Here is a 26,147-nt window from a genome sequence, read left to right on the forward strand (position 1 = left end):
CAGCGCGGTTTCAGGATGGTTTCAGCGCCCTGGAACCGGGCGGGCGGAGCCGTTGGGGCCCGGGGCTGAACGAGCACGTCCGCTCTCCGCTTACGGGACCCGGGCGACGGCGGCCCGGACGATCAGAGTCCCGATGTGGCCGGGAGCCGGCGCGTCGAGTACCTGTGCGTCCACTTCGGCGAACCCGGCGCTGAGCAGCAGCGCTTTCCAGGCGGCGGGTGTGTGGCTGTAGCGGTAGGTGTACATCGCCCTGCCCGCGAAGCCACCCTTGTACATGCCCTGCGCGCCGGATGTGCCGGGGATGGCCGGTGGATGGGAGAAGACCAGGACGCCACCAGGGTTGAGCCGCCGGGCGATCAGCGGAAGCAACGCCTCGGGGTCCGTGAACCAGACCGCCCCGAAGACGGAATAGATGGCGTCGTACGTCTCCGTATCGCTTCGCAGGTGTTCGATCACCTCAGCACAGACGAACCGGGAGCCTCCCGGCCCCCAGCGCTCGGTGATCTGCTCGACCATGACCGGGGAGAGGTCGACGCCAGTCGTCTTGACGCCTCGCTGAGCGAGATAGGCCAAGGCGCTCCCCGTGCCGCACCCGATCTCCAGAGCTGTCCCGGGGGAGCCCAGCAGCTCAGGTCCCGGCCCGTGACCGGCGTACTGCGTCCAGCCGAAGACGGGGTCGGCGTCGAGCACGGTGTCCTTGGTGCTCCGGGCGTAGGCGTCCCAGAGTTCTCGCTCATGGTCGATGTTGTGGTGTGCGGGCAACGCGCGTCCTTTGTTCCTCGTCGACTTCGAACCGCCCGTACGAGCACCCGGACGTCTCCTCATCGGTCCCACGCCTTCAGGCCGAGTACGTGCGGATCTACGGGGCTCCGGACGACAGTCCCGCCGAACCCGGGCGATTCGCGGCGCCTCGCGGGGAGTTCGCGGGGAGTTCGCGGTGGGGTACGAGAACGCCGTACCCGGCCCGTTGGCCCGGGGGCCTGTGTTCACGTTGGCTCGTTCAGGCGCCGGTGCCGGTGCCGGTGCCGGGGTCGGGGTCGGCGGCGAAGTGGTCGAACTCGCCTGCTTTGACGCCGAGTATGAAGGCGCGGAGCTTTTCGGGGGTGGTGGTGACGATGACGTCCGGGTCGTCGCTTACACGGAGCTTGATGGTGCCGTCGTCGGCTGCGGCAACGTCGACGCAGTTGCCGCCGGGTTCGCTGTAGGAAGACTTCTGCCAGCCGTGGGTGGACATGCTCTTTACCTCATCACATGCTTTGCGCGACGTTGTGCATCAGGTCTCGGGACTTCTCCGGTGTGAGAGCGGTTCCCTCCAGCTGGTTCAGTACCGCCCGATACCTGACCAGTTGTGGCTGTGCGCCTACATAGCCTGAGAAAGTATCTGTGTCGAGCTGCACGGAGTCGAGCTGGGGTACCGCGTCCTTGAAGTAGATGATGCCCGATCCGGAACTCGGATAGCTGCCGGTGCCAAACGGGATGACGCGGACGGAAATGTGCTCGTGCTCCTCGTCGTTGCAGGGCGAGTAGTCGAGTCCGCGGAGGCTGAGGCGGACGCGGGACGCGTCCTGTTCGGTGCGCGCGCTGGAGACCATCTCGTACTCGACGACCGCGCAGGTCGTCAGGAGGCCACGGTCGTTCAGGTCGTCCAGCACCTCACTCGCCGCGGGCTGTCCCCATCGGGCCGGGGCCGGCTTGTCCGCGAGGAGACGCTCACGCAGCGGTCTTCCGGTCCCGGGGACGAGAGCCGGCCGGGCCGGTGTTCTCGATGATCTCGCTGAAGTCGAGTTCCCCGGACTTCACGGCATCGGCGAACCCCTGGCGCAGACGCCGTTTCACGGCACCCTCCATGCCCGGGGCACGCTCAGGTGCCCCGGGCGCAGGAAGGGCAGCCGGTCAGTGCGGGGTCGGGGACGGCTCCAGGATGAAGACCGGGATCTCGCGGTCCGTCTTCGTCTGGTACTCGGCGTACGGCGGGAACGCCTCGACCGCGCGGTTCCACCACACGGTCTTCTCCTCCCCGGTGACCTCGCGGGCGATCATGTCCTGACGCTCGGGGCCGTCCTGGAGCTCCACCCGGGGGTCGGCCTTGATGTTGTGGTACCAGACCGGGTGCTTGGGGGCGCCGCCCAGTGAGGCGACCGCCGCGTAGACGCCCTCGTGCACCACCCTCATCAGCGGGCTCTTGCGGATCTTGCCGCTCTTCGAGCCCAGGGTGGTGAGGACGATGACGGGCAGGCCGTTCAGCGTCGTCCCCTTCGTGCCGCCCGAGCTCTCGTACACCTCGACCTGCTCACGTGCCATCTGCATCGAGCTGGGCTCGTACTCACCCTCAAGAGGCATGCTCATCCCATCCCATCATCGGAATCCGGCATCGGACGTGGCGCCGGTCGCGGCCCGCGTCCCGTGCTTCCTTCAATGACCGATCGGGTTCGATCATTCCTGGTTGCCGTCACTTCCTGTCACTTCCCGTCACCGGATCCCGCTCCGGTCGGCTTCCGGTCCCGGGTGTCACACCGGCGTCGTACGCTGGAGAACCCCCGGCCCGTGAGACGTGTCGGGCCCCTTGCGTTTCCCGCACTCTCAGCCTCACTCGATCTGTCAGCCCCCGCTCGATCTCGGACCTGGATGGAACCCCCCTTCATGAGCCTGCACGGTCTGCTGGACGCCGTCGTACGTGACCCGGCGCTCGCCGAAGCGGTGAAGGCCGCCACCGATGGTCACCGCCCGCACCTCGACCTCGTCGGACCGCCCGCGGCGCGGCCCTTCGCGGTGGCCGCGCTGGCGCGTGAGGCCGGGCGGCCCGTGCTGGCCGTGACCGCGACGGGGCGGGAGGCCGAGGACCTGGCGGCGGCCCTGCGCTCGCTGCTGGACCCGGACACCGTCGTCGAGTACCCGTCGTGGGAGACCCTGCCGCACGAGCGCCTCTCGCCGCGTTCCGACACCGTGGGCCGCAGGCTCGCCGTGCTGCGCCGGCTCGCGCACCCGGTGAAGGACGACCCCACGGCCGGCCCGGTCAGCGTGGTCGTCTCGCCCGTACGCTCGGTGCTCCAGCCGCAGGTCAAGGGGCTCGGCGAGCTGGAGCCGGTCGCGCTGCGCAGCGGCCAGAGCGCCGATCTGAACGAGATCACGGAGGCGCTGGCCGCCGCCGCGTACGCCCGGGTCGAGCTGGTCGAGAAGCGTGGCGAGTTCGCCGTGCGCGGCGGCATCCTGGACGTCTTCCCGCCCACCGAGGAGCACCCCCTGCGGGTGGAGTTCTGGGGGGACGACGTCGAGGAGATCCGTTACTTCAAGGTGGCCGACCAGCGCTCCCTGGAGGTGGCGGAACACGGACTGTGGGCGCCGCCCTGCCGGGAGCTGCTGCTCACCCCGCAGGTACGGGAGCGGGCCGCCGCGCTCGCCGAGCTCCATCCGGAACTGGGCGAGCTGCTCGGCAAGATCGCGGAGGGGATCGCGGTCGAGGGCATGGAGTCCCTGGCCCCGGTCCTCGTCGACGACATGGAACTGCTGCTGGACGTCCTGCCCGCCGGTTCGATGGCGCTGGTCTGCGACCCGGAGCGGGTGAGGACCCGGGCCGCGGACCTGGTGGCGACGAGCCAGGAGTTCCTCCAGGCGTCGTGGGCGGCGAGCGCCGACGGCGGCGAGGCCCCGATCGATGTCGGCGCGGCCTCGTTGTGGGGCATCGCGGACATCCGGGAGCACGCCCGTGAGCTGGGCATGATGTGGTGGTCGGTCTCCCCGTTCGCCGTGGACGAGGAGCTGGAGGACGCGTCGGGCGAGGCCATCACGCTGGGGATGCGCGCCCCGGAGACGTACCGCGGCGACACCGCACGCGCGCTCGCCGACACCAAGGGCTGGCTGGCGAACGGCTGGCGCACGGTCTTCGTGACGGAGGGGCACGGCACGGCGGCCCGTACGGTCGAGGTCCTCGGCGGCGAGGGCATCCCGGCCCGGCTCGACACGCCCGGCGCCCGCACCGCCCGCGGTCTCGAAGACATCACCCCGTCCCTCGTCCATGTCGCCTGCGGCTCGATCGACTACGGCTTCGTCGACCCGGACCTCAAGCTCGCCGTGCTCACCGAGACCGACCTCTCCGGCCAGAAGGCGGCGGGCAAGGACGGCGCGCGGATGCCGGCCAAGCGCCGCAAGACCATCGATCCGCTCACGCTGGAGACGGGCGACTACATCGTCCACGAACAGCACGGCGTCGGCCGGTACGTCGAGATGGTGCAGCGCACGGTGCAGGGCGCGACCCGGGAGTATCTGCTCGTCGAGTACGCCCCGGCCAAGCGCGGCCAGCCGGGCGACCGCCTCTACATCCCCACCGACCAGCTGGAGCAGGTCACCAAATACGTCGGCGGCGAGGCCCCGACGCTGCACCGCCTCGGCGGCGCGGACTGGACGAAGACCAAGGCGCGCGCCAAGAAGGCGGTCAAGGAGATCGCCGCCGACCTGATCAAGCTCTACTCGGCGCGGATGGCGGCCCCCGGCCATGCCTTCGGACCCGACACCCCCTGGCAGCGGGAGCTGGAGGACGCCTTCCCGTACGTGGAGACGCCCGACCAGCTCTCCACCATCGCCGAGGTCAAGGAGGACATGGAGAAGACGGTCCCGATGGACCGGCTGATCTGCGGCGACGTCGGCTACGGCAAGACGGAGATCGCCGTACGGGCGGCCTTCAAGGCGGTCCAGGACGGCAAGCAGGTCGCGGTCCTCGTCCCGACGACGCTGCTGGTGCAGCAGCACTTCGGCACGTTCTCCGAGCGGTACGCGCAGTTCCCGGTCGCCGTGAAGGCGCTCTCCCGCTTCCAGTCGGACGCGGAGGCGAAGGCGACGCTCCAGGGCCTCAGGGAGGGCGCGGTCGACATCGTCATCGGCACGCACCGGCTCTTCTCGTCCGAGACCAGGTTCAAGGACCTGGGGCTGGTCATCGTGGACGAGGAGCAGCGGTTCGGTGTGGAGCACAAGGAGCAGCTGAAGAAGCTGCGCGCCAATGTCGACGTCCTCACCATGTCCGCGACGCCCATCCCCCGTACGCTCGAAATGGCCGTGACCGGCATCCGCGAGATGTCGACGATCACCACGCCGCCGGAGGAGCGCCATCCGGTGCTGACCTTCGTCGGCCCGTACGAGCAGAAGCAGATCGGCGCGGCCGTCCGGCGCGAACTGCTGCGCGAGGGCCAGGTCTTCTACATCCACAACCGCGTGGAGTCGATCGACCGGGCGGCGGCGCGGCTGCGCGAGATCGTCCCCGAGGCGCGGATCGCGACGGCGCACGGCCAGATGGGCGAGAGCGCGCTGGAGCAGGTCGTGGTCGACTTCTGGGAGAAGAGATTCGATGTGCTGGTCTCCACGACGATCGTCGAGTCCGGGATCGACATCTCCAACGCCAACACCCTGATCGTGGAGCGCGGCGACAACTTCGGCCTCTCGCAGCTGCACCAGCTGCGCGGCCGGGTGGGGCGCGGCCGGGACCGCGGTTACGCGTACTTCCTCTACCCGCCGGAGAAGCCGCTGACCGAGACCGCCCATGAGCGCCTCGCGACGATCGCGCAGCACACGGAGATGGGCGCGGGCATGTATGTCGCGATGAAGGACCTGGAGATCCGCGGCGCGGGCAATCTGCTCGGCGGCGAGCAGTCCGGGCATATCGCGGGCGTCGGCTTCGATCTGTACGTACGGATGGTGGGCGAGGCGGTCGCCGACTACCGCGCGTCCGTCGAGGGCGGGGTGGAGGAGGCGCCGCCGCTGGAGGTCAAGATCGAGCTGCCGGTCGACGCGCATGTCCCGCACGAGTACGCGCCGGGCGAGCGGCTGCGGCTCCAGGCGTACCGGTCGATCGCCTCCGCCAATACGGAGGAGGACATCGCGGCGGTCCGCGAAGAGCTGACCGACCGCTACGGCAAGCTCCCGGAGCCGGTGGAGAACCTGCTGCTGGTGGCGGGGCTGCGGATGCTCGCGCGGGCGTGCGGGGTCGGCGAGATCGTGCTCCAGGGCGCGAACATCCGCTTCGCGCCGGTGGAGTTGCGGGAGTCGCAGGAGCTGAGGCTGAAGCGGCTCTATCCCCGTACGGTCATCAAGGCGCCGGCGCACCAGATCCTGGTACCGCGTCCGACGAGCGGGAAGATCGGCGGCAAGCCGGTGGTGGGCCGTGAACTGCTGGCGTGGACGGGCGAGTTCCTGACGACGATCCTGGGCTCCTAGTCCGGCGGCCGGCGCACCACGGCCGGCGGACCACGGCCGACGGACCACGGGCGACGGTCACGTCGACAGCGGCTGACGTGGCCGGCGCGGCGATGGCACGTTCCGGGGCGCCGCCCGCTCGCCGCGGGGACTGTCCTGTCCTCCATGTGGTCCTACAAGGTGCGTGGGCTCCGGCCTTCTCCACTGTCGGGGAGGCGACATCCGAGCTACTGTGGATGTCATGACTGCGGCCTTTGAGGACGTTTCCTTCAGTGAACTGCTCCACCACCCGGCCGCGACTGCCCGGAAACTGGACGGCGCGCGCGCGTTGCGGCTGCGGAGACGTGACGCCGGAGACCTGGCACTGATGCGGGTCGACCGGATGGAGCGGGACGCCTCGGTCGTGGATTTCACCTCGCGCCTGCTCGTCGGGCTGGTGCGTACCGACAACATCGAGGCCCTGCGCCAGGCCCTGCCCGAGGCGCTGCCGTGGAGCACTTTCCTGCCGGCCGAGGATATGGACACCCTGCTCGCCGAGCTGGTGGCCACGGCCAGGGGTGCCGTGGCCCTGGATAATCTGGCTCCGATCGCGCTTCTGCTGACCCAGTGGAGGCACAGCGTGGAGATCTACGCGGACCCCGCGTTGCTGGCGGTCGTCACGCGTGAGCCGGAGGGGGACCTCGGCCCTGTGCCCGTTCCTCAGGCGGACGAGTGAGTCCGAAGCGCGGCGACCGGGCTGCGCCGCCTCCTGTCGGCGACGAGTACGACCTCCGCTTCGCCAACTCCGAGGCCGCAGAGGGCTGGGAGCACCTTTCCCGCCACGCGGCGCGCAACCTGCGCCGGGCCTTCGAGAAGATCCGTGCGACGCCGCGGGCCCAGGACAATCCGGACCGTCAGCACCGGCTCAAAGGCGCACTCGGCACCGCCGTGTACAAAGGCCAGCCTCTGGAACGCCGGCAGTACGAGGTCACCGGCAGCGGCCGCATTTGGTACCTGGTGGACAGCGACACCCACACCGTGTGAGTCACGTACGCGGGTACCGGACACCCCAAGGCCACCGACTGAGCGGCGTCAGGCGGCGGAGAGTGCCAGGAGCGCGGGTGCGAGCACGCTCATTCCGTTGTTGACGGCATGGACGCATACGCCGGGCCATACCGACCCGGTCCTGCGGAGCAGGAGCGCGGAGGTGGCACCGACCACGAAGGCGATCGGCAGGATGATGTTCATGCCGTGCACGAGGGCGAAGATCGCGGAGCTGCCGATGACGCCGGCCCAGGGGCCGTAGCGGCCGAGAGCGTTGGCCAGGACACCGCGGAAGGCGAGCTCTTCCCCGATGGGGGTGGCGACCGCGCCGAAGAGGATCGTGAGGGCGAACGAGAGCGCTCCTCCGCCCGCGGCGGCGCGGTAATCACCCTGCGGATTGCTGGTATCGCCGGAGATCTGGACGTACGCGATCGCCACCACGATGTTCAGCAGATACGCGCCGGCCCCGAGTCCGGCCCCGAGCAGGAGCCACTTCCCGGCCACTCGTCGTAGCCCGAACGCCCCCAGGTCCCGGACGCGGAGGGCGAAGGCGATCCCGAACGCCCCGAGGCCGGCCAGCGCGGACACCGCGTAGCTCACGATCCCGCGGGCGACGGCCTGCTCGTCCGGTATGGAAACGATCAGGGCGATACCCGCGGCGACGAGTACGGCGTACGTCACCGCCGCGGCCGCGATCTCGGGCCGGCCGGGACGCTTCGCGGTGCGCGCCGGTGGTGCGTCGGGGAGTGCCGTCGCGGGGGCAGGGCTCAGGTGATCGTTCGACATGGTGCTTCCCGTTGGTGGTCAGGGGTCAGGGGTCAGGGGTCCGGGGGCAGGCGTCAGGCAGCGCTCAGTGAGGGGTCGGGTGCCGGGACCCGATCACTGACGGGTACGCCGTGCCAGCATGGTGTACCGGTACATCGTACTGGTACAGCGTACCTCGCACGGCGTACTACTATGCCCGTATGTCCAGACGGGAAGAGATCATCGACGCGGCCCTGCGACTGGCGAGGGCCGAGGGCGTCGGCGCCCTGAGCGTGCGGGCCGTCGCGAACGCGGCGGGCATCGGGCCGACGACGTTGCGCCACTACTTCCCGTCCCAGGCCGAGCTGTACCAAGCCGTCGCGGGCGCGGTCGTCGGCGGGTCCCTCGACGACCTGGACATCGCGGACGACACCCGTGAGCCGGTCCAGCGGCTGTACGACTGCCTCCTGCAGTTCCTTCCTCCGGCGGAGCATCAGGAGGCGGTACTGGGCGGCTGGTTCGAGTTGTACCGTCTCGCCCTGGGCCCGGAGCCCCTCCCGGCGGTACACGGGCTACTGGAGAGCGGGCACCACTCGTCCACGCGGGTGCTCCGGCGGTGGCTCGGAACGCTCGCCGATCAGGGGCACGTGGTGCCCGACGAGGTCGACACGCACGCCACCCGCGCTCTCGCGCTGATCGACGGGCTGCATCTGAACCTCCTGCTCGGCCCCGAGCGCGTGGACCTCGAAGGGGCGAAGGACGCCCTCCGATGGTTCGCCGAACGCGTGGTCGCATAGCCCAAGGGCCTTCACGTCAAGGCCTTCAAGGGCTCTCAGGCGCCGCGTACTAGAGTTCGGCGGTGACCAGACTTGGGGAACGCATAGCGCGAACGTGTCGTGGGGGAAGGGCTCTTGCCCTCCCCGTCGTGTCCGTGGTGGTGCTGACGGGATGTTCGGGGGAGCTGGGCGCGGATCCCGATGCGCCGGCTTCCGCTTCCGGTTCGGCGCCGAGTGGCAGCGGCGGCAGCGGTGGCGGTGGCGGTGGCGGAGGGTACGGCGTCGGGCCGCTCGGGAATCCCGACGGGACGAAGCCGGGGCTCGCGGCGATCGGCTCCGAGGCCGGCCGGAAGACCGCGCGCGGGCTCATCGAGCGGGTGCGCACCGCCGGGCGGGGGCCCAAGACCGGTTACGACCGGGACGAGTTCGGTTACGCGTGGATGGACACGGCGGACGGGGTACCGCTGGCGCGCAACGGCTGCGACACCCGGAACGACCTCCTCCAGCGCGACGGCCAGGAGCTGCGCTTCCGCTCCGGTTCCGACTGCGTGGTCGCCGCCATGACGCTGCACGACCCCTATACCGGCAAGACCGTGGAGTGGCGCAAAGAGCGGGCGGGCGAGGTCCAGATAGACCATGTGGTCCCGCTGTCCTACAGCTGGCAGCTCGGCGCCTCCCGCTGGTCCGAGAAGAAGCGCCGGCAGCTGGCGAACGACGTGCTGAACCTGCTGCCGGTGGAGGGCCGCGCCAACTCGGCCAAGCGCGACTCCGGCCCGGCGTCCTGGCTTCCGCCGGACAAATCGGTGCGGTGCGCGTACGCGGTCCGGTTCGGTCAGGTCGCGCTCAAGTACGAGATGCCGGTGACCGCGGCGGACAAGCGGGCGATGCTCCAGCAGTGCGGCGGCTGATCCCCGCGGCCGGCTCCTGCTGTCCAAGCCCGCGCCCGCCCCGCGCGGCTGCCCCGCGCCCGCCCCGCGGCTGATCCCCGCGGTCGCCCGCCGCTGTCCGCGGCTGCGGCCGCCCGGCTGGGGCCGGCCCCTGGCGGGCCGGGCGGATTCGTCACGCGCCCGGCGCCGGACAGGGACTTCGGGCTGCCGCGTCCGCGGAACAGCCCTCAGGCCGGTCGCGCCCGCAGGAACGCCGACGTAGAGACGCGTCCCAGCATCTCCAGCCGCGACGAGCCGCTCGCCAGGTGCTTGTCCGTGGCCTCCTGGACGCCCGGCCAGTGGCCGTCGCCGTAGTCGTCGAGAACGACGATCCCGCCCGGTGCCACGATCTCCTCGACCCACTCCAGGTCGGCCTGCACGCCCTCCGCGGAGTGGTCGCCGTCCACCACGATCACGCCGTACTCGCGGTCGGAGACCGCGGCCCGCACCTCGGGGTCCCCGGAGAAGCCCTGCTGTATGCGGGCCTCCTCGCCGGCCCGGCCGCCCAGCGCCAGGTTGGCGCGTACGACGTCCAGCCGCACCGGCGTACCCGTCGGCTCGGCGGACTGCTTCGCGCCGGGCTGGAGCTGGCTGCCCACCAGCGGGTCGACGATCGTCAGCCGCGCCTCCGTACCGGCCCGGTGCAGCATGCGCGTCATCGTGGCCGAGAACAGGCCGTACAGCGTGCCGATCTCCAGGACGTCGCCGTTCGGCGGGGCGAGCAGCGGGACGGTGGCGAGCTTGCCGCACACATTGGAGGTGGAGCCGGCCAGCCGGCCAACGGCCAGCGCCTCCAGCGCGATCACATTGCGGTACGCGACGGTGACATTCCGCCGGGCGTGGCCGCCGTCCTCTCCCGTCACCTCGGCTATCTGCCGTACGAGGGTGTCGATCTGGGCGGGCGTGGGCACCCGGTGGCCGCTGCGCCCCGTCCGGTCGAACAGCAGGCCGAACGCGTACTGCTGAGCGCGCAGGTCCGCGACCTCGCGCTTGAGGGCGTCAAGATCCTTGCGCAGGGGCGAGTGCTTGATGCGCCGGTCGACCATACCGGCGGCCGGCCGCAGGATCCGCTTCGCCAGCTTGTTGCTCAAAAGAGAAGACATGCGCGGAAACTACGCTCCGGCACGGGCACGGCGGGCCACGCCTCAGTGCTCAGTCGGTGAAGTGTTGGTGTCGCGGGAGCGACGCGCGCATGGCGCGACGGCGCGCGGTGGTGACGGAAACGACGGTGACCAGCACGGTTACGGCGGTCCCGGTGGCGGACGCCGCGGTCCGGCCGCGTCAGGATTCCAGCGGCGCGGTAAAGACCGGATATACCCGTACAGAACAGGAAAAGAGTCATCAATTCGCCCCGTTCATCGAACGGTTGCCCACGGGTCGTACGGGATGTCCTTCCGCGACATTCCCGCCGGATTCTGTTCTCCTGGAGTGAAGCGGCCTCCGCCGGAGCCGTAACCAGGGGGAGCGCGCACGCACATGACGGTCCGGATCCAGATGGTCAGATTCGCGCTGGTCGGTGCGGCGAACACGGCGACGTACTACGCCTTTTACCTGCTGTTGCTGACCCGGCTGCCGTATGTCGCCGCGCATGTCGTCGCGTCCGTGCTGAGCATGATCGGCTCGTTCTTCCTGAACAGCTGGTTCACCTACCGGACCCGTCCCACCTGGCGGAAGTTCCTGCTCTTCCCGCTCACCAACGCGGCGAACTTCGTCATCACCACCGTCGGGGTCTATCTGCTGGTGGACGTCCTGCACTTCGGCAGCCGGTACGCGCCGCTGATCGCGGCGGCCGGGGCCATCCCGATCACGTTCGTCGTCTCCCGTGCGATCATGCTCCGTCCCGACCCCGTCAAGGGCGCCGGCCCCGGCATGGGCGCCGAGGCCGTCGAGAGCCCCGGCCCCGTCAAGGACCCCCGCCCCGTCAAGAGCCACGCGGGGGGCGTCGGCCACGTGTCCGCGGCCGACGCCCCCGCCGTCACTTCGCCTGCGGCGGGGCCGGCAGGCTCCGGCCGGTGAAGACCGGCGCGTCGGCCGGGGAACCGGCCGTGTCCTGAGCGGCACTCCGCGCCATCCGCGAGAAGCCCAGGTCCAGGGTGTACACCCGGGTCTGGTGGGCCGCCGTACGGAACATATAGGCCCAGGTCCGCCCCGACGCGTTGCTGTACTCGAACGCGGTCGGCTCGGTGGCCGCCTCCTCGGTGCTCGGCTGCTGCCAGGGCCGCCAGACCCCCGTGCCCTGCAACGTCTCACCGGTGTTGTGGATCGTGCCGTCCGTGCCGAGCACCAGTATCTCGGTGATCCCGCTGACCGGGCTGATCACGGCGGTCGGCGACCCCTTCGCGGTGACCCCGTCGATCGTGGACCACGCCCCGTAGGCACCGCCCTCGGCGGACTGGACGGTCGTGACGACCGTTCCGTTGCCGTCGGTGGCGAAGACCCGCAGCCGGAAGCCCGGGTAGACGACGACGGCCGGGGTGCCGGTCACGCCCTGCGCGCCGAGCGCGGTCCACGCGGACAGCGTGCCGGCCTCCTTGAACAGCGCCGTGCTCAGCACGCCCGAGGCGTCCCGTCCGAAGAGCTGGATCCCGTCGCGGACGGTGACCACGGTGAACGGTCCCGCGAAGCCGCTGCCGCCGAGCGGCATCCAGCCCATGAAGTCCACGTCGGCGCGCTGCTGGATGCGGTACCAGGGCTTGCCGCTCGCGTCCGACGCGAACTGGACGAGCAGCCCGGACGGGGTCTTCCCGGTGACGACGTTCTGCGCCATCGCCCCGCCGAGGTTGATCACGTTGCCCCAGTCCGCGGACGACACGGCGGCCTGGTTGCGCTGCCAGACGTTGCCCGCGGTGTTCTGCGCCGTCACCACGACCCGGCCGTCGGCGTGCTCGGCGAGGGACGGCTGCCCGGTGAGGGTCTCCGTCTCCAGGATCGGCGCCCACTTGACGCCGTTGAAGTCCGACGGGTCGGACTGCCTGCCGTGCACCAGCCGGCCGATGCTGTCGGTGTACGCGTACTCCAGCCCGCCCGAGGACGAGCGCATCGCGGAGCCGCGGCTGTACTGCTCCAGCTCCAGCGCCGGTGACGGCGGCGTGTGGTTGGAGTCGAGGCGGCAGGAGTCGGGGGTCGTGGACACCGAGGTGTACGCCGCCCAGCCGCTGCTCTCCACCAGCTTGTTGTAGACGGGGAAGTTGCCCAGCGTCTCGTCGTAGCGGTAGTAGCGGACCTCGCCGTTGCCCTTGACCCGGAACAGCGTGTCCCCGCCGTACGAGCTCATGTACTTGGTGTCGCTCCAGTCGGCGGCGGACACCAGGACATGGCGCTCCAGCCAGCGCTGGCTGGCGTAGTCGTAACGGGACCGGTAGAGCTTGCCGTCGGAGGCGGCGCGGCCGAACAGCACGCCCCTGTCACCGGCGTAGATCGCGTCGTAGCGGTCCCAGCCCATGTCGACGATCTTGCCGCCCTCGGCCACGAAGTCGTCGGCCGCCGCGTCGTAGCGCCACCAGCGCAGTCCGCCGCTGGAGGGCTGGAACGTCCAGAGGTTCCCGCCGCGGTCCATCGTGATGTCGTCGGTCCTGGTGCCCGTGCGGAACTCGGCGAAGCCGGTGCTGATCTTCTTGTGGTGCACGTCCCAGGTGGCCGTCGCGCTGATGCGGTGGCTGTAGTACAGCCCGTCCGCCTTGATCCCGTAGAACGCGCCGGCGGGCCCGGCCAGCATCCTGCCGTAGCCGGACCACCCCGTGTCGATGGTGGTGGCGGCGGGCAGGGCGTTGCCGACGCCCGGCCCCGGCATGTCCTGGCGCAGCAGCTTGCCGGCCGTGTCGATCGCGTACGTCGGTCCGCTGGTGTTGCAGGTGAGCGGCACGGCCGCGTGCGCGGTGCCGGGAAGGGCCCCCAGCAGGGGCAGAGCGGCCACCGCGGCCGTGGCGAGTGCCGTCCAACGCCCGGTTCTTCGGGGCGAATTGAGAGTCATGCGCTGGACGCTAAGCGTCTCTGGGTGAACGGTGCGGTAGCGGTTGGGTGAACAACGCGTCGGCCAAAGAGGCCAACAGGTGAACCCTGCGTGCGAGTCTCGACATGTCCATCACATCCTCCTCATGATCTGGTTGATCGTTTCGTTTCGGATCGGTGGGGGGACCGTGCCGGCATACCGAAGGCATGTACGGACATTTCTGATGGCCCGTCTGTGCCGCACTGGCTGGGCCAAGTTGATCGCGCTCGCCGCGATCGGCTTCGTCGCCGTCGGCACCCTGGCGGTGGCCGGTGTGGGGTTCCCGCTGTTCCCCGAGCCGCTGCCCGGCGCCAAGGGCCCGGGGCAGCGCTGGGGCAGCGCCGAGGGCCGGGACCATCTGGCCGTCGACGGGACCAACCGCACCACCGGCCAGTCGCTGCGCGCCAAGTACCCGCTGCGCGCGCCGTCGGTGCGGAAGGCGGCCGAGGGGCGCAACACCGCTTCCGTCGGCACGCCGCCCACGCCCGCCGCCGTCACCGGCTTCGACCGCGCGACCAGCGAGGAGATCGTCTCCGAGCGCGACGCGCACAGCCGTACGTACGCGAACGCCGACGGCACCGAGACGACCGAACTCTCCACCACCCCGCTCCACTTCCGCGACCGCGCGGGCGCCTGGCAGCCGGTCGATCCCGCGCTGGTCGTGTCGGACGGCGGCTGGACGGGCGCGGCGGGCTCCGTGGACGTACGGCTCGCCGGCCGGGCGGACGCGGAGCGGCTCACGGCCGTGACCCTCCCCTCCGGTGAGTCCTTCGCGTACGGGCTGGAGGGCGCGGCCGCCGCGAAGGGCAGTGCGGGGGACGCGGCGGAAGGCGGCGCGGCGGACAGCCGCGTCAGCTACCGCGAGGTCCTGCCGGAGACCGATCTGTGGCTGGACTCGCGGGCGGGCGGCGTCAAGGAGACGCTCGTCCTGCGCTCCACCGACGCCCCCACCAGCTTCGACTTCCCGCTCACGCTCACCGGCCTGACCGCGAAGCCCGGCACGGCGCAGCTCGGCGGCGAGGGCTCCGTCGTCCTCGTCGACGACCGGGGGCGCACGAAAGCCGTCATCCCGGCCGGCTTCATGGAGGACGCCAACGGCGCCGTCTCCCACGCCGTCCGCTACGAACTGATCGCGCGGGACGGCGGCCAGGCCCTCCGGGTCGGCGCCGACCGCGACTGGCTCGCCGATCCGGCCCGCGCCTTCCCCGTCCGGCTCGACCCGTCCGTCGACACCACCACGGCCTCCCGCTCCATGTACGTCACGGAGAACGGACCGGTCGCGGGGTCGAACGAACTGCACGTCGGCAAGGGCACTGCGGGCTCCACCGCCTCCTACCTCGGCTTCCCCGGCCTCGACACGGAGCTGAGGAACCACAAGATCTTCGGCGCGCAGCTCCAGGTCGTGAACTACGACGCGCCCTCCTGCAAGCCACGTTCGGTCTCCGTCCATCCGGTGACCCAGTCCTGGACGACCGCGACCGGCGGCTCGTACCCCGGTCCCTCGGTCGGCGGCTCGCTGGCGTCGAAGTCCTTCGCGTACGGGCACATCGCCGTCGGCTCGTCGAAGTCCGGCTGCCCCGCCGCCGGTGAGCTGTTCGACCTCGGCAAGGGCGGCCGCGATCTGGTGCAGCGCTGGGTGGACGGCAGCCAGCCCAACTACGGGCTCTCGCTGCGCGCTTCGGCGTCCGACCCGCTCGGGTTCAAGAAGTTCACCGGCGACTCCACCGCCAACCCGCCGAAGCTGTTCGTCACGCACTCCCCGTACAACGCGTCCTACTCCTTCCCCAAGCCGGTGCCCGACCCGCCGGTCCTCCAGAACCAGGCGGGCAAGGTCAAGGTCACCGTCACCAACAAGGGCGCGGAGACCTGGACCACGGGCGGCTACTACCTCGCCTACCGGGCGTACGACTCCAAGGGCAAGCTCGTCACCCAGCAGCGCGCCGCCGATGTCACGGGGTCGGTGGCCCACGGCGGGCGCATCACCTTCGACGCGACCATCAAGGCGCTGCCGCCGGGCACCTACATGCTCGACTTCACGATGGTCCGCACGGGCGGCAAGGTCTTCACCGACGAGCAGGTGCCGCCGGGCCGGCTCGTCCTCCAGGTCTTCGACATCGCGCCGGTGGTCAAGGAGCAGTTCCCGCCCAACGGCTACCAGGCGCAGACCCTCACCCCGCAGCTGTGGGCGGCCGGCGTCGACATCGACGCGCCGCCCGGCCTGTCACTCCAGTACAAGTTCGAGATCTGTGAGGCGGACAAGGAGGGCAAGCCGACCGCCTGCACCACCTCCGCGTACCAGCCGGGCTCCGCCTATCCGGTGCCCGCCGGGCGGCTGAAGTGGGGCACGACGTATCTGTGGCGCGGCTTCGTCAAGGACGCGTCGAACGAGGTGCCGACCGCGCAGGTCGCGCTGGTCGCGGCCGTCCCGCAGCCCGAGATCACCTCGCGTCTCGCCGAGGCCCAGGGCAAGGAGTTCGACCCGAACGTCGGCAACTTCACCACCGCCGCCATCGACGCGTCCGTGGCCGGGGTGGGCCCCGACCTGACGCTCGTACGGACGTACAACAGCCTGGACCCGAGGCGTGACGCCGCCTTCGGCGCGGGCTGGTCGACGCGGTACGACATGCGGCTGACCCCCGACGACGACGGCACGGGCAATGTCGTCATCCGCTACCCGGACGGGCAGGACGTCCGCTTCGGCAAGAACGCCGACGGTACGTTCGCCCCGCCGCCCGGCCGGTTCGCCAAGCTGACGGCGGACGCCGCGGCCGGTACGTACCGGCTCCAGGACAAGTCGGGCACGGTCTACGACTTCAGCTCCTCCGGCCTGCTGGTGAAGGTCACCGACCCGTTCTCCACGGCCGTCACCTACACCTACTCCGGAGGGAAGCTCTCGACGGCGGTCAACGCCCGTACCGGCCGCTCCCTCACCTTCACCTGGACCGGCGCGCATGTCACCAAGGTGGCCACCAACGCCGTCGACGGCGCCGCGCTGAGCTGGAGTTACACCTACACCGGCGACCGGCTGGACTCGGTGTGCGACCCGGCGGCCGGCTGTACGCGGTACGGCTACGGCGCGGGCAGCCACTACCGCACCAGCGTCCTCGACTCCCGCCCCGAGTCCTACTGGCGGCTCGGCGAGGCGGAGGGCACCGCCGCGAACAGCGCCGTCGAGGTCAACCTCGGAAAGGACCGCGGCACGTACACCGATGTGACGCTGGGCACGGCCGGCGGGATCACCGGCGACCCCGGCACGGCCGGCACGTTCAACGGCACCACCTCCCGGGTCGACCTGCCCTCGGGCACGCTCAAGAAGAGCCGCGACGCGGCCGTCGAGGTCTGGTTCAAGACCATCGCGTCGGGGCTCGGCGGTCCGCTCGTCGGCTACCAGAACAAGGCCTGGGGCACGGCCCCGACCAGCGGGGCGCCGCTGCTCTACGTCGGTACGGACGGCAAGCTGCGCGGCCAGTTCTGGACCGGCACCGCCGCGCCCATCACCGACATCACCAAGAACGTCAACGACGGCAAGTGGCACCACGCCGTGCTCTCCGTCTCCGGCTCCACCCAGAACCTGTACCTGGACGGCAAGCTCTCCGGCACCCTCACCGGCGCCCAGCTCAGCCAGAACGATCTGACGTACAACCAGATCGGCGCCGCGCGTACGGTCACCCCGGCGTCCTGGCCCAGCTGGGGCCCCGCCGCCGCCAAGTCCTTCGCGGGCACCATCGACGATGTCGCCGTCTACCACCGTCCGCTGGGCGCCGCCGCCGTCGCGAGCCACTACCGCGAGGGCGGCCGGGCCGCCGATCTGCTGACGTCCACGACGCTGCCGTCGGGCCGTACCGCCACCGAGGTGCAGTACGACACCTCCCGCGACCGGGTCGAGGAGTACACCGACCGCAACGGCGGTACGTGGAAGATCGGCACGCCCGCGGTCTTCGGCAACGACAAGGACCTGCGCCGCACCGTCGAGGTCCGTGACCCCATGGACGCCCCCTACTTCTACGAGTACGACGGCCTGACCTCGCGGATGCTGCGCTACGGCGAGCCGATGGCGCTGGGCGCCCGCGAACCCGCCACGCCCTCGTCCTCGCAGCCGCCGGAGCCGCCGGCCGAGATCTGCACCAAGCCCGACCCGGGCGACCCGGCCTTCTGCACCAATCCGCCGGGGGACGGCGGCAGCGAGCCCGACTTCATCCGGCACCCCGCGGACGGCGTGGCCATCCGTACCTTCGGCTACGACGACAAGGGCTTCCAGACCGCGATCACCAGCGAGAACGGTGACACCGTCGCGCTCGGCTACGACGACCGCGGCAACGTGGTCCGCCGTACGACCTGCCGGGCCAAGGACGACTGCCAGACCGCGTACACCACCTATCCGGCGGCGAGCGGCGACTTCGACCTGCGGGCGGACCAGCCCTCCGAGACCCGGGACGGCCGCTCCACCAGCGCCACCGACAACCGCTTCCGCACGCAGTACCAGTACAACGACAAGGGGGCGCTGCTCACCCAGACGGCGCCCGACGGCGGGGTCGTGCGCCATGCGTACACCACCGGCGCGGAACCGGCGGTCGACGGCGGCAACACGCCCACCGGCCTCCCGCTGACCACCACCGACCCGCTCGGCAAGATCACCCGCTACCGGTACTTCAAGAGCGGTGACCTGGCCCAGCTGACCGAACCGTCCGGCCAGATCACCAAGTACACCTACGACACGCTGGGCCGCAAGCGCACCGAGACGACCGTCTCGGACGCCCAGCCGGCCGGGGTCACCACGACCTTCACCTACGACAAGCTCTCCCGGGTCGCCACCGTCACCGACCCCGCCGCGACCAACGCCGTCACCCTCGGCAAGCACCAGCAGAAGACGGCGACCAGCTACGACGCCGACGGCAATGTGGTGCGCACCGAAGTCAGCGATCTGCTCGGCGGCGACGCGACGCGCGTGATGACCTTCGCTCTCGACGACCGGGGCCGCCCCGAGACGGTCACCGACGCCGAGGGCAGCGAGACCGCGTACACCTACGACGTCTTCGGCAACAAGACCTCGATGGTCGACGCCAACGGCAACCACTTCGACTACCTCTACACCGCGCGCAACATGATGGCCGAGACGCGGCTGCGCGACTGGGAGGACGACGGCGGGGACGACGACTACACCGTCCTGGAGTCCTTCGCGTACGACATGGGCGGCCGGGTCGCCAGGAACACCGACTCGATGGGGCGCACCGTCGTCTACGAGTACTTCGGCGACGACCTGGTCAAGTCCGTCACGCTCAAGGACTTCCACAACCCCGACGGCACCAAGCGCGACCTCGTCATCGAGGCCAACACCTACGACGGCGCGGGCAATGTGCTCACCGAGACGGCGGGCAACGGCAAGCTCGTCACGCAGTACACCTACGACGCGGTGGGCCGTACCAAGTCGACCGTCACCGACCCGAGCGGGGTGGCCCGCCGCACCACGCTGACCTACGACCTCGCGGGCAATGTGAAGACCTCCGCCTCCGGAGGGCTCGCGTCCAATGTGCCGTGGCCGGTGAGCGTCAACCCCGAGACCGTCACCTACCAGTACGACGACGCGGGCAACGCGATCGAGGAGACCATCGAGAACGGCGCCCAGTCGCGCACCACGAAGTACGGCTACGACCAGCGCGGGCTGACGGTCTCCCGGACCGACCCGGGCGGCCGCACCACCGAGTTCACCTACGACGAGCTGGGCCGGCCGCTGTCCTCGAAGGCCCCGGAGGTACGGACGGAGTCCGGCGGCGGCGCGCCCGTCACCACCCGCCCCGTCACCTACACCGGCTACGACACCTTCGGCGCGGCGACCGAGTCGGTGGACGCGCTCGGCCGGATCAACCGCTCCACCTACGACCGGCTCGGCCGGCTCGTCTCCACCACAGCGCCCGGCTACACGGCGCCCGGCTCCGCCACCCCCGTCACCCCGACCGTCACCAACTCCTATGACGCGCTGGGCAATGTCACCGAGTCGACCGACCCGCTGGGGCGGGTGACGCGCTACGAGTACGACCGGCAGAACCGGCTGACCGTCAGGGACGAGCCGACCGGTTCGGGTCCGGGCGACGACCGCGCCCGCTGGTCGTACACGTACACCCGCACCGGCGAGGTGCTCTCGGTCACCGACCCGAACGGGGCGCGCGCCGAGACCACGTACGACGACATGGACCGGCCGGTCACCACCACCCAGATCGAACGCGCCCCGCAGCCGGCCTCCTTCACCACCCGCAACGAGTACGACGACGCGGGCAATGTGGTGCGGCAGACCGCGCCGAGCGGCGCCGGCACGCAGTTCGTCTACGACGCGGTCGGCCAGCTGACCCGGATGACCGACGCGGCGGGTGTGGTCACCCAGTTCGGGTACGACATCGCCGGGCGCGAGGTGCGCCGCACCGACGGCAAGGGACGGACGTCGTCGAAGCTGTACGACGGGCTCGGCCAGCTGGTCAGCGACGCCGACCTCGACTCCACCAACAGCGAGCTGCGCAAGGTCGGTTACGGCTACGACCCGGCGGGCAACCTCACCAGCGCGACCGACGCGCGGGGCCGCGGCACGCTCTACGCCTATGACGCGCTGGACCGGCTGACCAGCCAGACGGAACCGGTCTCGGACACCACGTCGATCACCACGTCCTTCGGCTACGACGCGCTCGGCAACCGCACCCGCTACACCGACGGACGCGGCAACAGCACCGCCTACACCGTCAACACGCTCGGGCTGCCCGAGTCCGTCATCGAGCCGTCGACCGCGCGCGACCCGTCGCCCGCCGACCGCACCTGGACGACGGCGTACGACGCGACCGGCCAGGCCGTGAAGGTGACCGCGCCGGGCGGGGTCACGCGCGAGCGGGAGTACGACGAGGCCGGAAACCTGATCCGGGAGAGCGGCGCGGGCGCCGAGGCCGCCACGGCGGAGAAGCGCTACGGCTACGACGCGGCCGGCCGGCTCACCAGGGCCTCGTCCCCCAAGGGCGACAACGGATACGAGTACAACGACCGGGGCCTGCTGCTGAAGGCCGAGGGTCCCTCGGGCGACGCCTCGTACACGTACAACGGCGACGGCATGCTGACCGGCCGCACCGACGCCGCCGGAACCGCGGCCTTCACCTACGCGCGCCAGCAACTGGCCTCCGCCGAGGATCCGCTGACGGGTGTTCAGCAGAGCTACGACTACGACGGCGCGGGCGCGATCGAGCGGGTCGACTACGGCGCCGGGCAGTCGCGCGCGTACACCTACGACAACCTGGGCCGGCTCGACACCGACACGGTCAGGAGCAGCGGCGGCGGGTCCATCGCGTCCACGGACTACGACTACGACGCGAACGACCAGCTGACCGGCAAGACGACCACCGGCACCGCCAAGGCCGCGAAGAACACCTACGGCTACGACCAGGCGGGCCGGCTCACGTCCTGGACGGCGGACGGCGCGACGACCGAGTACGGCTGGGACGACAGCGGCAACCGCGTCAAGAACGGTGCCAAGAGCGCCACGTTCGACGAACGCAACCGGCTGCTGACCGACGGCGACTACACCTACGACTACACCGCGCGCGGCACCCTCGCCTCGCGCACCAGCTCGGGGCTGACGGAGGAGTTCGCCTTCGACGCCTTCGACCGGATGACGAAGGCGGGCGAGTCCGGGACGGCGTACACGTACGACGCGCTGAACCGGGTTGCCGACCGCAACGGCGCGGACTTCACGTACGCCGGATTCGCCCCCGACCCGGTCAAGGACAACTCGGCGACGTACGGGCGCGGGGCCGCGGACGAACTGCTCTCGGTCGCCGAGGGCGGCCAGGCGCAGCTGTCCGTCAGCGACAAGCACGGCGACGTGATCGGCGGCATGTCGGCGACGGACGGGGCGCGGACGTCCCTGGCGTCCTCGACGGCGTACGACCCCTTCGGCACGACGATCGGCACCGCGGGCGCGTCCGAGGAGGCGGGCGCCGCCGGCTTCCAGGGCGACTGGACCGACCCGGAGACCGACCAGGTCAATATGGGCGCGCGCTGGTACGACCCGGGCACCGGCACCTTCGACTCGCGCGACGCGTACACCTACGCCTCGGGCGCCTCGATCCTCGCCAACCGCTATACGTACGGCGCCGGTTCGCCGATGGACTTCACGGACCCGGACGGCAACTGGCCCAGCTGCGGCTGGTGCAAGAAGACCTGGAACAAGGTCAAGAACAGCAAGGCGGGGAAGTTCGTCGCCAAGACCGCCAAGACGGTGTGGAGCGGGGTGGTCTACACCGTGCGCCATCCGCTCTCCGCGCTGCGGATCGCCACGAAGGCCCTGGGCCGCGCCGCGAGCTGGGTGTACGAGAAGTCGGGCCTGAAGACGGTCGTCAACGCCGTCGTCAGCGTGTCGAGATGGGTCGGCAGCAAGATCAGCGCGGCGGCCTCCTCGACGGCCGACTGGGCCAGACAGAAAGCGGCGGAGGCCCAACGCCAGTACCGCGCGGCCCGGGAGGCCGTCACCCGCAAGGCCAAGTCGGTGGCCGCGTTCGTGGCCAAGCACAATCCGATCCCGGACATCGTCGCCGCGGCGAAACCCCTGATGGCGGTGGCCCACGCGATCGTCACGGCCAACCCCAACCTCCCGGCGATCATCGTCTCGGCGACCCGCGATGTCATCGCGGACGTCGCCAAGGTCACGAACGCCATCCGCGACGCGGCGGTGGAGCAGATCGGCATCGTGGTCGAGTCCGTCTCGACGGCGATCGACTACGCGATCGATGTCGCCCCCGCGGTCTGGGACGGGGTGAAGGCGGTCGGCAATGTCGTCGGAGAGGTCACCGGCTTCAACGACATCAAGAACTGCGTCACCAAGGGCGACATGGAGGCCTGCGCCTGGGCCGTCGCCACGGTGGGCGGCCTGGCCCTGGGAGGAGTGGGCGCGGGCGCGGTCCGGGCGGCGAAGGCCGGCCGGATGGGCATGAAGGCCGTGAAGTACGCGGACGACATCGCGAAGGCGGCCGACAAGATCGGTGACGTGGCCGAGCGGGTCGATTCGGCCGTGTCGTGTCTGCAACTCGCCGCCGACCTGACCGGGAACAGCTTCCTGCCCGGTACCGAAGTGGTGATGGCCGACGGCAGCAGAAAACCGATCGAGGACGTGGAGGCCGGCGACAAGGTCACGGCCACGGACCCGACGACCGGAAAGACCTCCGCGCGGGAGGTCACCGAGACGATCGAGGGCAAGGGCCTGAAGAACCTGGTCAAGCTCACGGTCGACACGGACGGCGCCAAGGGCGACGCCACCGACACGATCACGGCCACGGAGGGCCACTCCTTCTGGATCCCGGACCTCAAGAAGTGGCAGAAGGCCGGCGAACTGAAGCCGGGCCAGTGGCTCAGGACGGGCAACGGCAGCTGGGTCCAGGTCGAGACGGTCCAGGCATGGACGCAGCAGGCGACGGTCCACAACCTGAGCGTCGACAGGGCGCACACCTTCTATGTGGCGGCGGGCCCCTCGACAGCCCTGGTCCACAACTGCGCGGCCGGTAAGGGCACCAGAGGTCTCAAGGGCAAGTTCCAGCCCACGGTGAGCGTCCACCGGGCCCAGGGCGACTGGGACATGGACGAGCGGATCTCCGACGCGACGGCACTGCGGGACGAGGCCGCGCGCGCCGCCACGGGCAAGGCGAAGTCACGGACGTACACAGCCGCCGTGCACCGGCAGACGGGCGACATCGCAGTAGGCTGCTCGGGGAACGGAAGCTGTGCGGAACCCAACATTCTCGACGCGACCGGCTGGGGGGCCGACGACGTGATCTTCACCCGGGCGGTCCGGCGCGAGGACATCGACGACGGACTGGGCAAGGTGCTCCAGGAGAAGGAGATCTGTGTCGTCTGCCAGGGGAACTACCCGCCCGACAACTTCGTCCCAGGGGTGCTCTACGACCCCAAGGGACCCTGGATGATCGGCGGGGCGGGATGAGGGCGTCGCTGATCGAGCTGGCCCGCCACGACTGGGCCGGCCTGCGCTGCGGATGCCGGGAGTCGGGAGCGCATCTCCCGGAGACCTTCACCCGGCTCCTTGAGGCCCGCAGCGTCGAGGAGACGGTCGGCCACGGTCTCGCGGGACACCTGGAGGAGCAGTCGATGCTGTTCCAGGTGGCCCCGCACGCCGTACCCGTGATCCTGGCGGCGCTCACCGAGGACCTGCCGCCCTTCGTCAGGGGCCACCTCCTGACCACGCTCTGGCGGCTCGTGACCGGTGAGTCGCATCGCAGCGAGAGCGAGGCGGGCGAGCCGGAGCTGGAGGAGGAGTGCAGCGAGGCGGCGCGCGAGGGTATCTGGCTCCTCTACCGCGAGGCCGTCTCGGGCGATACGGAGACCGCGCTGGACATTCTGGAGTTCGTGGACCCCGATACGGACCGGTTCGAGGCGTTCCGGTCGGCGGTGGCCGCGAGGGCGGGAAAGCGTCCGGCCCGGGACTGAGCCGGGTGCCGGGACCCGGGGCCACCCGGTCGCCCGGCACACGTGCCCCGATCCGCCCGCGAATCGTTGGTCGAACCAGTGGCCCGGACCACGTCCACTGCCTACCATCGATCACTGCAAGGCCTTGTGCATCGCCGCACAATCACGCCGGGAGGCCCCCTTTGCACCGCCGTCGTCGCACCGCGCTCTCCGTCTCCGTCGCGCTCCTCGCCGCGGCCCCACTCCTCACCGCCTGCGGCAACGAAGCCCACCCCGGAGCGGCGGCCGTCGTCGGCGGGCAGCGGATCGAGGTGTCCGCGCTCCAGGCCCAGGTACAGGACGTACGGGACGCGCAGCGCGGCGTGCCGGAGTCCGAGGAGCTGATCAAGAACACCGGGCAGCTCAGCCAGGCCAAGCTGAACAGCATGATCTTCGACCGGGTGCTGGAGAAGGCCGCCGACAACACCGGGGTCACGGTCAGCCGCAAGGAGATCCAGACCACCCGGCAGCAGGCCGCCGCCCAGTCCGGCGGTGACGAGCAGTTCGCCGCGATGCTGCTCCAGCAGGGCGCGCTCTCCGCCGGCCAGATCGAGTCGGCGATCCGCCGCGAGGTGCTGCTGACCAAGCTGGCCGTGGCGCTCGGCGCGAACACCACGACGCCGCAGGGCCAGCAGGCGGTCCTCAACGAGCTGACGAAGACGTCGGAGCAGCTCGGTATCGATGTCAATCCGCGGTACGGCAGCTGGGACAACAAGCAGGTCAGGCTGGGCGAGGCCAGGACGCCGTGGATCACGCAGCTCACCAGCGAGGCCCCGGAGCAGGAGCCACCGGCCGGCACCTGATCGCACGGCGGGCACCTGATCGCACGGCGGGCGTCTGATCCGACGGCGGGGGAGGGCGGCCGGGCGGCCGGAGGTAGGTTCGAGAGGTGACAGACGAAGCTCCCGCCGCTCACGCCGCCCCCGGCCGTATCGTCCTGCTGACCGCCAGCCACCGGGTCGCCCCCGGCCTGCTGTCCTGGCCCGCCTGGCAGCTGCTGCGCGCCGCCGACGCGGTGCTGTGCCCCGACGCCGGCCATCCGCAGCTGCCCTACCTGCGCGAGGCGGGCATCACCGTCGAGCACGCCGCGCCCACCGCCCGGGAACTGGTCGACGCGTGCGCGGGCGGCCGTACGGTCGTGGTCGTCCCCTCAAGCGGGGGCGACGGCACCGACGCGCGGCTGACCGACGGCCTGGCACGACTGGCCGGCTCCGGCCGCGTCCAGATGCCGGACCTGGAACTGCTCCCCGGCTCGTACGACCTGCCGGGCGCCCGGCTGCTCGACCTCGTCCAGGTCATGGACCGGATCCGCGTCGAGTGCCCGTGGTCGTCGACCCGGACGCACCAGGGGCTCGCCAAGTACGCCATCGAAGAGGCGTACGAACTCGTCGAGGCGATCGAGGACGGCGACGCCGACGAACTGCGCGAGGAGCTGGGGGACGTCCTGCTCCAGGTCGTCTTCCACGCCCGTATCGCGGAGGAGCGCTCCGCGGAGGAGGGTGAGGACGGCGGGGGGCCGTTCTCCATCGACGACGTCGCCGGCACGATCGTGGACAAGCTCATCCACCGCCATCCCCATGTCTTCGGCGACGAGACGGCCGAGACCCCCGAGGACGTCAAGACCCACTGGCTCCGGATGAAAGCGGTCGAGAAGCAGCGCGACTCGGTCACCGACGGAGTCCCCCTGGGCCAGCCCGGCCTCGCCCTCGCCGCCAAACTGGCAGGCCGCACCCGCACGGCCGGCCTCGACGTCCCGCTCCCGAAGGGCGAGGGCATCGGCTACGAACTCCTGGCCATGGCGGTACGGGCGGAAGAGGCGGGCGCCGACCCGGAGGCGGCCCTGCGCGCGGCGGCCCGCGTATACAGGGACGCGATCCGCACGGCCGAGGGCCACGCCGTGGAGCCGGAGGCCACTCCGTAGGGAGAGGGCGTCTCTTGCGCGTGATCACGCGAATCATCGCGAATCACGCAGGACGGCACGGCCATGCCCGTCTCATCCTGGTCGGGACTCGTCCGGTGGTGAGAGGG

17 protein-coding genes and 1 pseudogene are annotated in these 26,147 nt (G+C 70.7%); 10 read left to right on the forward strand and 8 right to left on the reverse strand.

Going from position 1 to position 26,147, the window contains the following annotated elements; all coding sequences use genetic code 11:
• Positions 1 to 90 precede the first annotated feature (90 nt).
• The 5 genes from ACZ7LS_RS29130 to ACZ7LS_RS29150 all read right to left on the reverse strand — a co-directional run bounded on the left by ACZ7LS_RS29130 (position 91) and on the right by ACZ7LS_RS29150 (position 2,340).
• On the reverse strand, positions 91 to 762 hold the full coding sequence (locus tag ACZ7LS_RS29130; RefSeq protein ID WP_382521898.1) for a class I SAM-dependent DNA methyltransferase: 672 nt from the start codon (positions 760 to 762) through the stop codon (positions 91 to 93).
• Positions 763 to 1,000: 238 nt separating this feature from the next.
• Entirely contained in the window at positions 1,001 to 1,234 is a 234-nt protein-coding gene (locus ACZ7LS_RS29135) for a DUF397 domain-containing protein (protein ID WP_382876174.1), read from the reverse strand.
• Between the two features lie 13 nt (positions 1,235 to 1,247).
• Complete coding sequence (locus ACZ7LS_RS29140) at positions 1,248 to 1,652, reverse strand: Scr1 family TA system antitoxin-like transcriptional regulator (protein ID WP_385131466.1); 405 nt, start codon at positions 1,650 to 1,652, stop codon at positions 1,248 to 1,250.
• Between the two features lie 58 nt (positions 1,653 to 1,710).
• A complete protein-coding gene (locus tag ACZ7LS_RS29145) occupies positions 1,711 to 1,836 on the reverse strand; it encodes a hypothetical protein (RefSeq protein ID WP_382876179.1) in 126 nt (41 codons plus the stop codon).
• 57 nt (positions 1,837 to 1,893) lie between these two features.
• On the reverse strand, positions 1,894 to 2,340 hold the full coding sequence (locus ACZ7LS_RS29150) for a nitroreductase family deazaflavin-dependent oxidoreductase (protein WP_382522246.1): 447 nt from the start codon (positions 2,338 to 2,340) through the stop codon (positions 1,894 to 1,896).
• Between the two features lie 300 nt (positions 2,341 to 2,640).
• On the opposite strand from ACZ7LS_RS29150, the gene mfd reads away from it, so the two are divergent.
• From mfd to ACZ7LS_RS29165, 3 genes are all read left to right on the forward strand, one after another.
• Positions 2,641 to 6,201: a transcription-repair coupling factor gene (gene mfd / locus ACZ7LS_RS29155; protein WP_382521889.1), complete on the forward strand. Its 3,561-nt coding sequence runs from the start codon at positions 2,641 to 2,643 to the stop codon at positions 6,199 to 6,201.
• Positions 6,202 to 6,421: 220 nt separating this feature from the next.
• Entirely contained in the window at positions 6,422 to 6,895 is a 474-nt protein-coding gene (locus ACZ7LS_RS29160; protein WP_385131462.1) for a hypothetical protein, read from the forward strand.
• Positions 6,892 to 7,203, forward strand: coding sequence for a hypothetical protein (locus ACZ7LS_RS29165; RefSeq protein WP_385131459.1), 312 nt, complete (start codon positions 6,892 to 6,894; stop codon positions 7,201 to 7,203). Before ACZ7LS_RS29160 ends, ACZ7LS_RS29165 begins: the two co-directional genes overlap by 4 nt.
• A 48-nt stretch (positions 7,204 to 7,251) precedes the next feature.
• On the opposite strand, the gene ACZ7LS_RS29170 is transcribed toward ACZ7LS_RS29165, so the two are convergent.
• Positions 7,252 to 7,989, reverse strand: a complete 738-nt coding sequence (locus ACZ7LS_RS29170; protein ID WP_382671476.1) for a CPBP family glutamic-type intramembrane protease — start codon at positions 7,987 to 7,989, stop codon at positions 7,252 to 7,254.
• A 179-nt stretch (positions 7,990 to 8,168) separates the two neighbouring features.
• On the opposite strand from ACZ7LS_RS29170, the gene ACZ7LS_RS29175 reads away from it, so the two are divergent.
• Positions 8,169 to 8,744, forward strand: a complete 576-nt coding sequence (locus ACZ7LS_RS29175; RefSeq protein WP_385131456.1) for a TetR/AcrR family transcriptional regulator — start codon at positions 8,169 to 8,171, stop codon at positions 8,742 to 8,744.
• Positions 8,745 to 8,872: 128 nt separating this feature from the next.
• Positions 8,873 to 9,631, forward strand: coding sequence for an HNH endonuclease family protein (locus ACZ7LS_RS29180; protein WP_385131454.1), 759 nt, complete (start codon positions 8,873 to 8,875; stop codon positions 9,629 to 9,631).
• 206 nt (positions 9,632 to 9,837) lie between these two features.
• Here the strand turns inward: ACZ7LS_RS29180 and ACZ7LS_RS29185 are convergent, their stop codons facing one another.
• Positions 9,838 to 10,752, reverse strand: coding sequence for a class I SAM-dependent methyltransferase (locus ACZ7LS_RS29185; RefSeq protein WP_382521855.1), 915 nt, complete (start codon positions 10,750 to 10,752; stop codon positions 9,838 to 9,840).
• A gap of 373 nt (positions 10,753 to 11,125) precedes the next feature.
• Here ACZ7LS_RS29185 and ACZ7LS_RS29190 point away from each other — a divergent pair.
• A pseudogene (locus tag ACZ7LS_RS29190) lies at positions 11,126 to 11,503 on the forward strand (GtrA family protein); the annotation flags it as partial.
• Between the two features lie 121 nt (positions 11,504 to 11,624).
• On the opposite strand, the gene ACZ7LS_RS29195 reads toward ACZ7LS_RS29190, so the two are convergent.
• The gene (locus tag ACZ7LS_RS29195) at positions 11,625 to 13,619 is read right to left on the reverse strand and encodes a tachylectin-related carbohydrate-binding protein (RefSeq protein ID WP_382521852.1); all 1,995 of its coding nucleotides are present in this window, start codon (positions 13,617 to 13,619) and stop codon (positions 11,625 to 11,627) included.
• 202 nt (positions 13,620 to 13,821) lie between these two features.
• Between ACZ7LS_RS29195 and ACZ7LS_RS29200 the strand changes: the two genes are divergently transcribed.
• From ACZ7LS_RS29200 to ACZ7LS_RS29215, 4 genes are all read left to right on the forward strand, one after another.
• On the forward strand, positions 13,822 to 23,598 hold the full coding sequence (locus tag ACZ7LS_RS29200; RefSeq protein ID WP_385131450.1) for a LamG-like jellyroll fold domain-containing protein: 9,777 nt from the start codon (positions 13,822 to 13,824) through the stop codon (positions 23,596 to 23,598).
• The gene (locus tag ACZ7LS_RS29205) at positions 23,595 to 24,101 is read left to right on the forward strand and encodes a hypothetical protein (protein WP_382521847.1); all 507 of its coding nucleotides are present in this window, start codon (positions 23,595 to 23,597) and stop codon (positions 24,099 to 24,101) included. Before ACZ7LS_RS29200 ends, ACZ7LS_RS29205 begins: the two co-directional genes overlap by 4 nt.
• A 161-nt stretch (positions 24,102 to 24,262) precedes the next feature.
• Positions 24,263 to 24,922 carry a SurA N-terminal domain-containing protein gene (locus ACZ7LS_RS29210; protein ID WP_385131447.1) on the forward strand — a complete coding sequence of 220 codons (660 nt, stop codon included), beginning with the start codon at positions 24,263 to 24,265 and terminating at the stop codon, positions 24,920 to 24,922.
• Between the two features lie 86 nt (positions 24,923 to 25,008).
• Entirely contained in the window at positions 25,009 to 26,040 is a 1,032-nt protein-coding gene (locus ACZ7LS_RS29215; protein WP_385131444.1) for a nucleoside triphosphate pyrophosphohydrolase, read from the forward strand.
• Positions 26,041 to 26,147 lie beyond the last annotated feature (107 nt).

Source organism: Streptomyces sp. NPDC039430, assembly GCF_055639435.1.

Bases quoted from the DNA above. Each gene is read 5' to 3' on its own strand.
- ACZ7LS_RS29175 (WP_385131456.1), top strand. From the start codon at position 8,169: ATGTCCAGACGGGAAGAGATCATCGACGCGGCCCTGCGACTGGCGAGG.
- ACZ7LS_RS29135 (WP_382876174.1), bottom strand. From the start codon at position 1,234: ATGTCCACCCACGGCTGGCAGAAGTCTTCCTACAGCGAACCCGGCGGC.
- ACZ7LS_RS29150 (WP_382522246.1), bottom strand. From the start codon at position 2,340: ATGCCTCTTGAGGGTGAGTACGAGCCCAGCTCGATGCAGATGGCACGT.
- mfd (WP_382521889.1), top strand. From the start codon at position 2,641: ATGAGCCTGCACGGTCTGCTGGACGCCGTCGTACGTGACCCGGCGCTC.
- ACZ7LS_RS29195 (WP_382521852.1), bottom strand. From the start codon at position 13,619: ATGACTCTCAATTCGCCCCGAAGAACCGGGCGTTGGACGGCACTCGCC.
- ACZ7LS_RS29205 (WP_382521847.1), top strand. From the start codon at position 23,595: ATGAGGGCGTCGCTGATCGAGCTGGCCCGCCACGACTGGGCCGGCCTG.
- ACZ7LS_RS29200 (WP_385131450.1), top strand. From the start codon at position 13,822: ATGGCCCGTCTGTGCCGCACTGGCTGGGCCAAGTTGATCGCGCTCGCC.
- ACZ7LS_RS29170 (WP_382671476.1), bottom strand. From the start codon at position 7,989: ATGTCGAACGATCACCTGAGCCCTGCCCCCGCGACGGCACTCCCCGAC.
- ACZ7LS_RS29160 (WP_385131462.1), top strand. From the start codon at position 6,422: ATGACTGCGGCCTTTGAGGACGTTTCCTTCAGTGAACTGCTCCACCAC.
- ACZ7LS_RS29185 (WP_382521855.1), bottom strand. From the start codon at position 10,752: ATGTCTTCTCTTTTGAGCAACAAGCTGGCGAAGCGGATCCTGCGGCCG.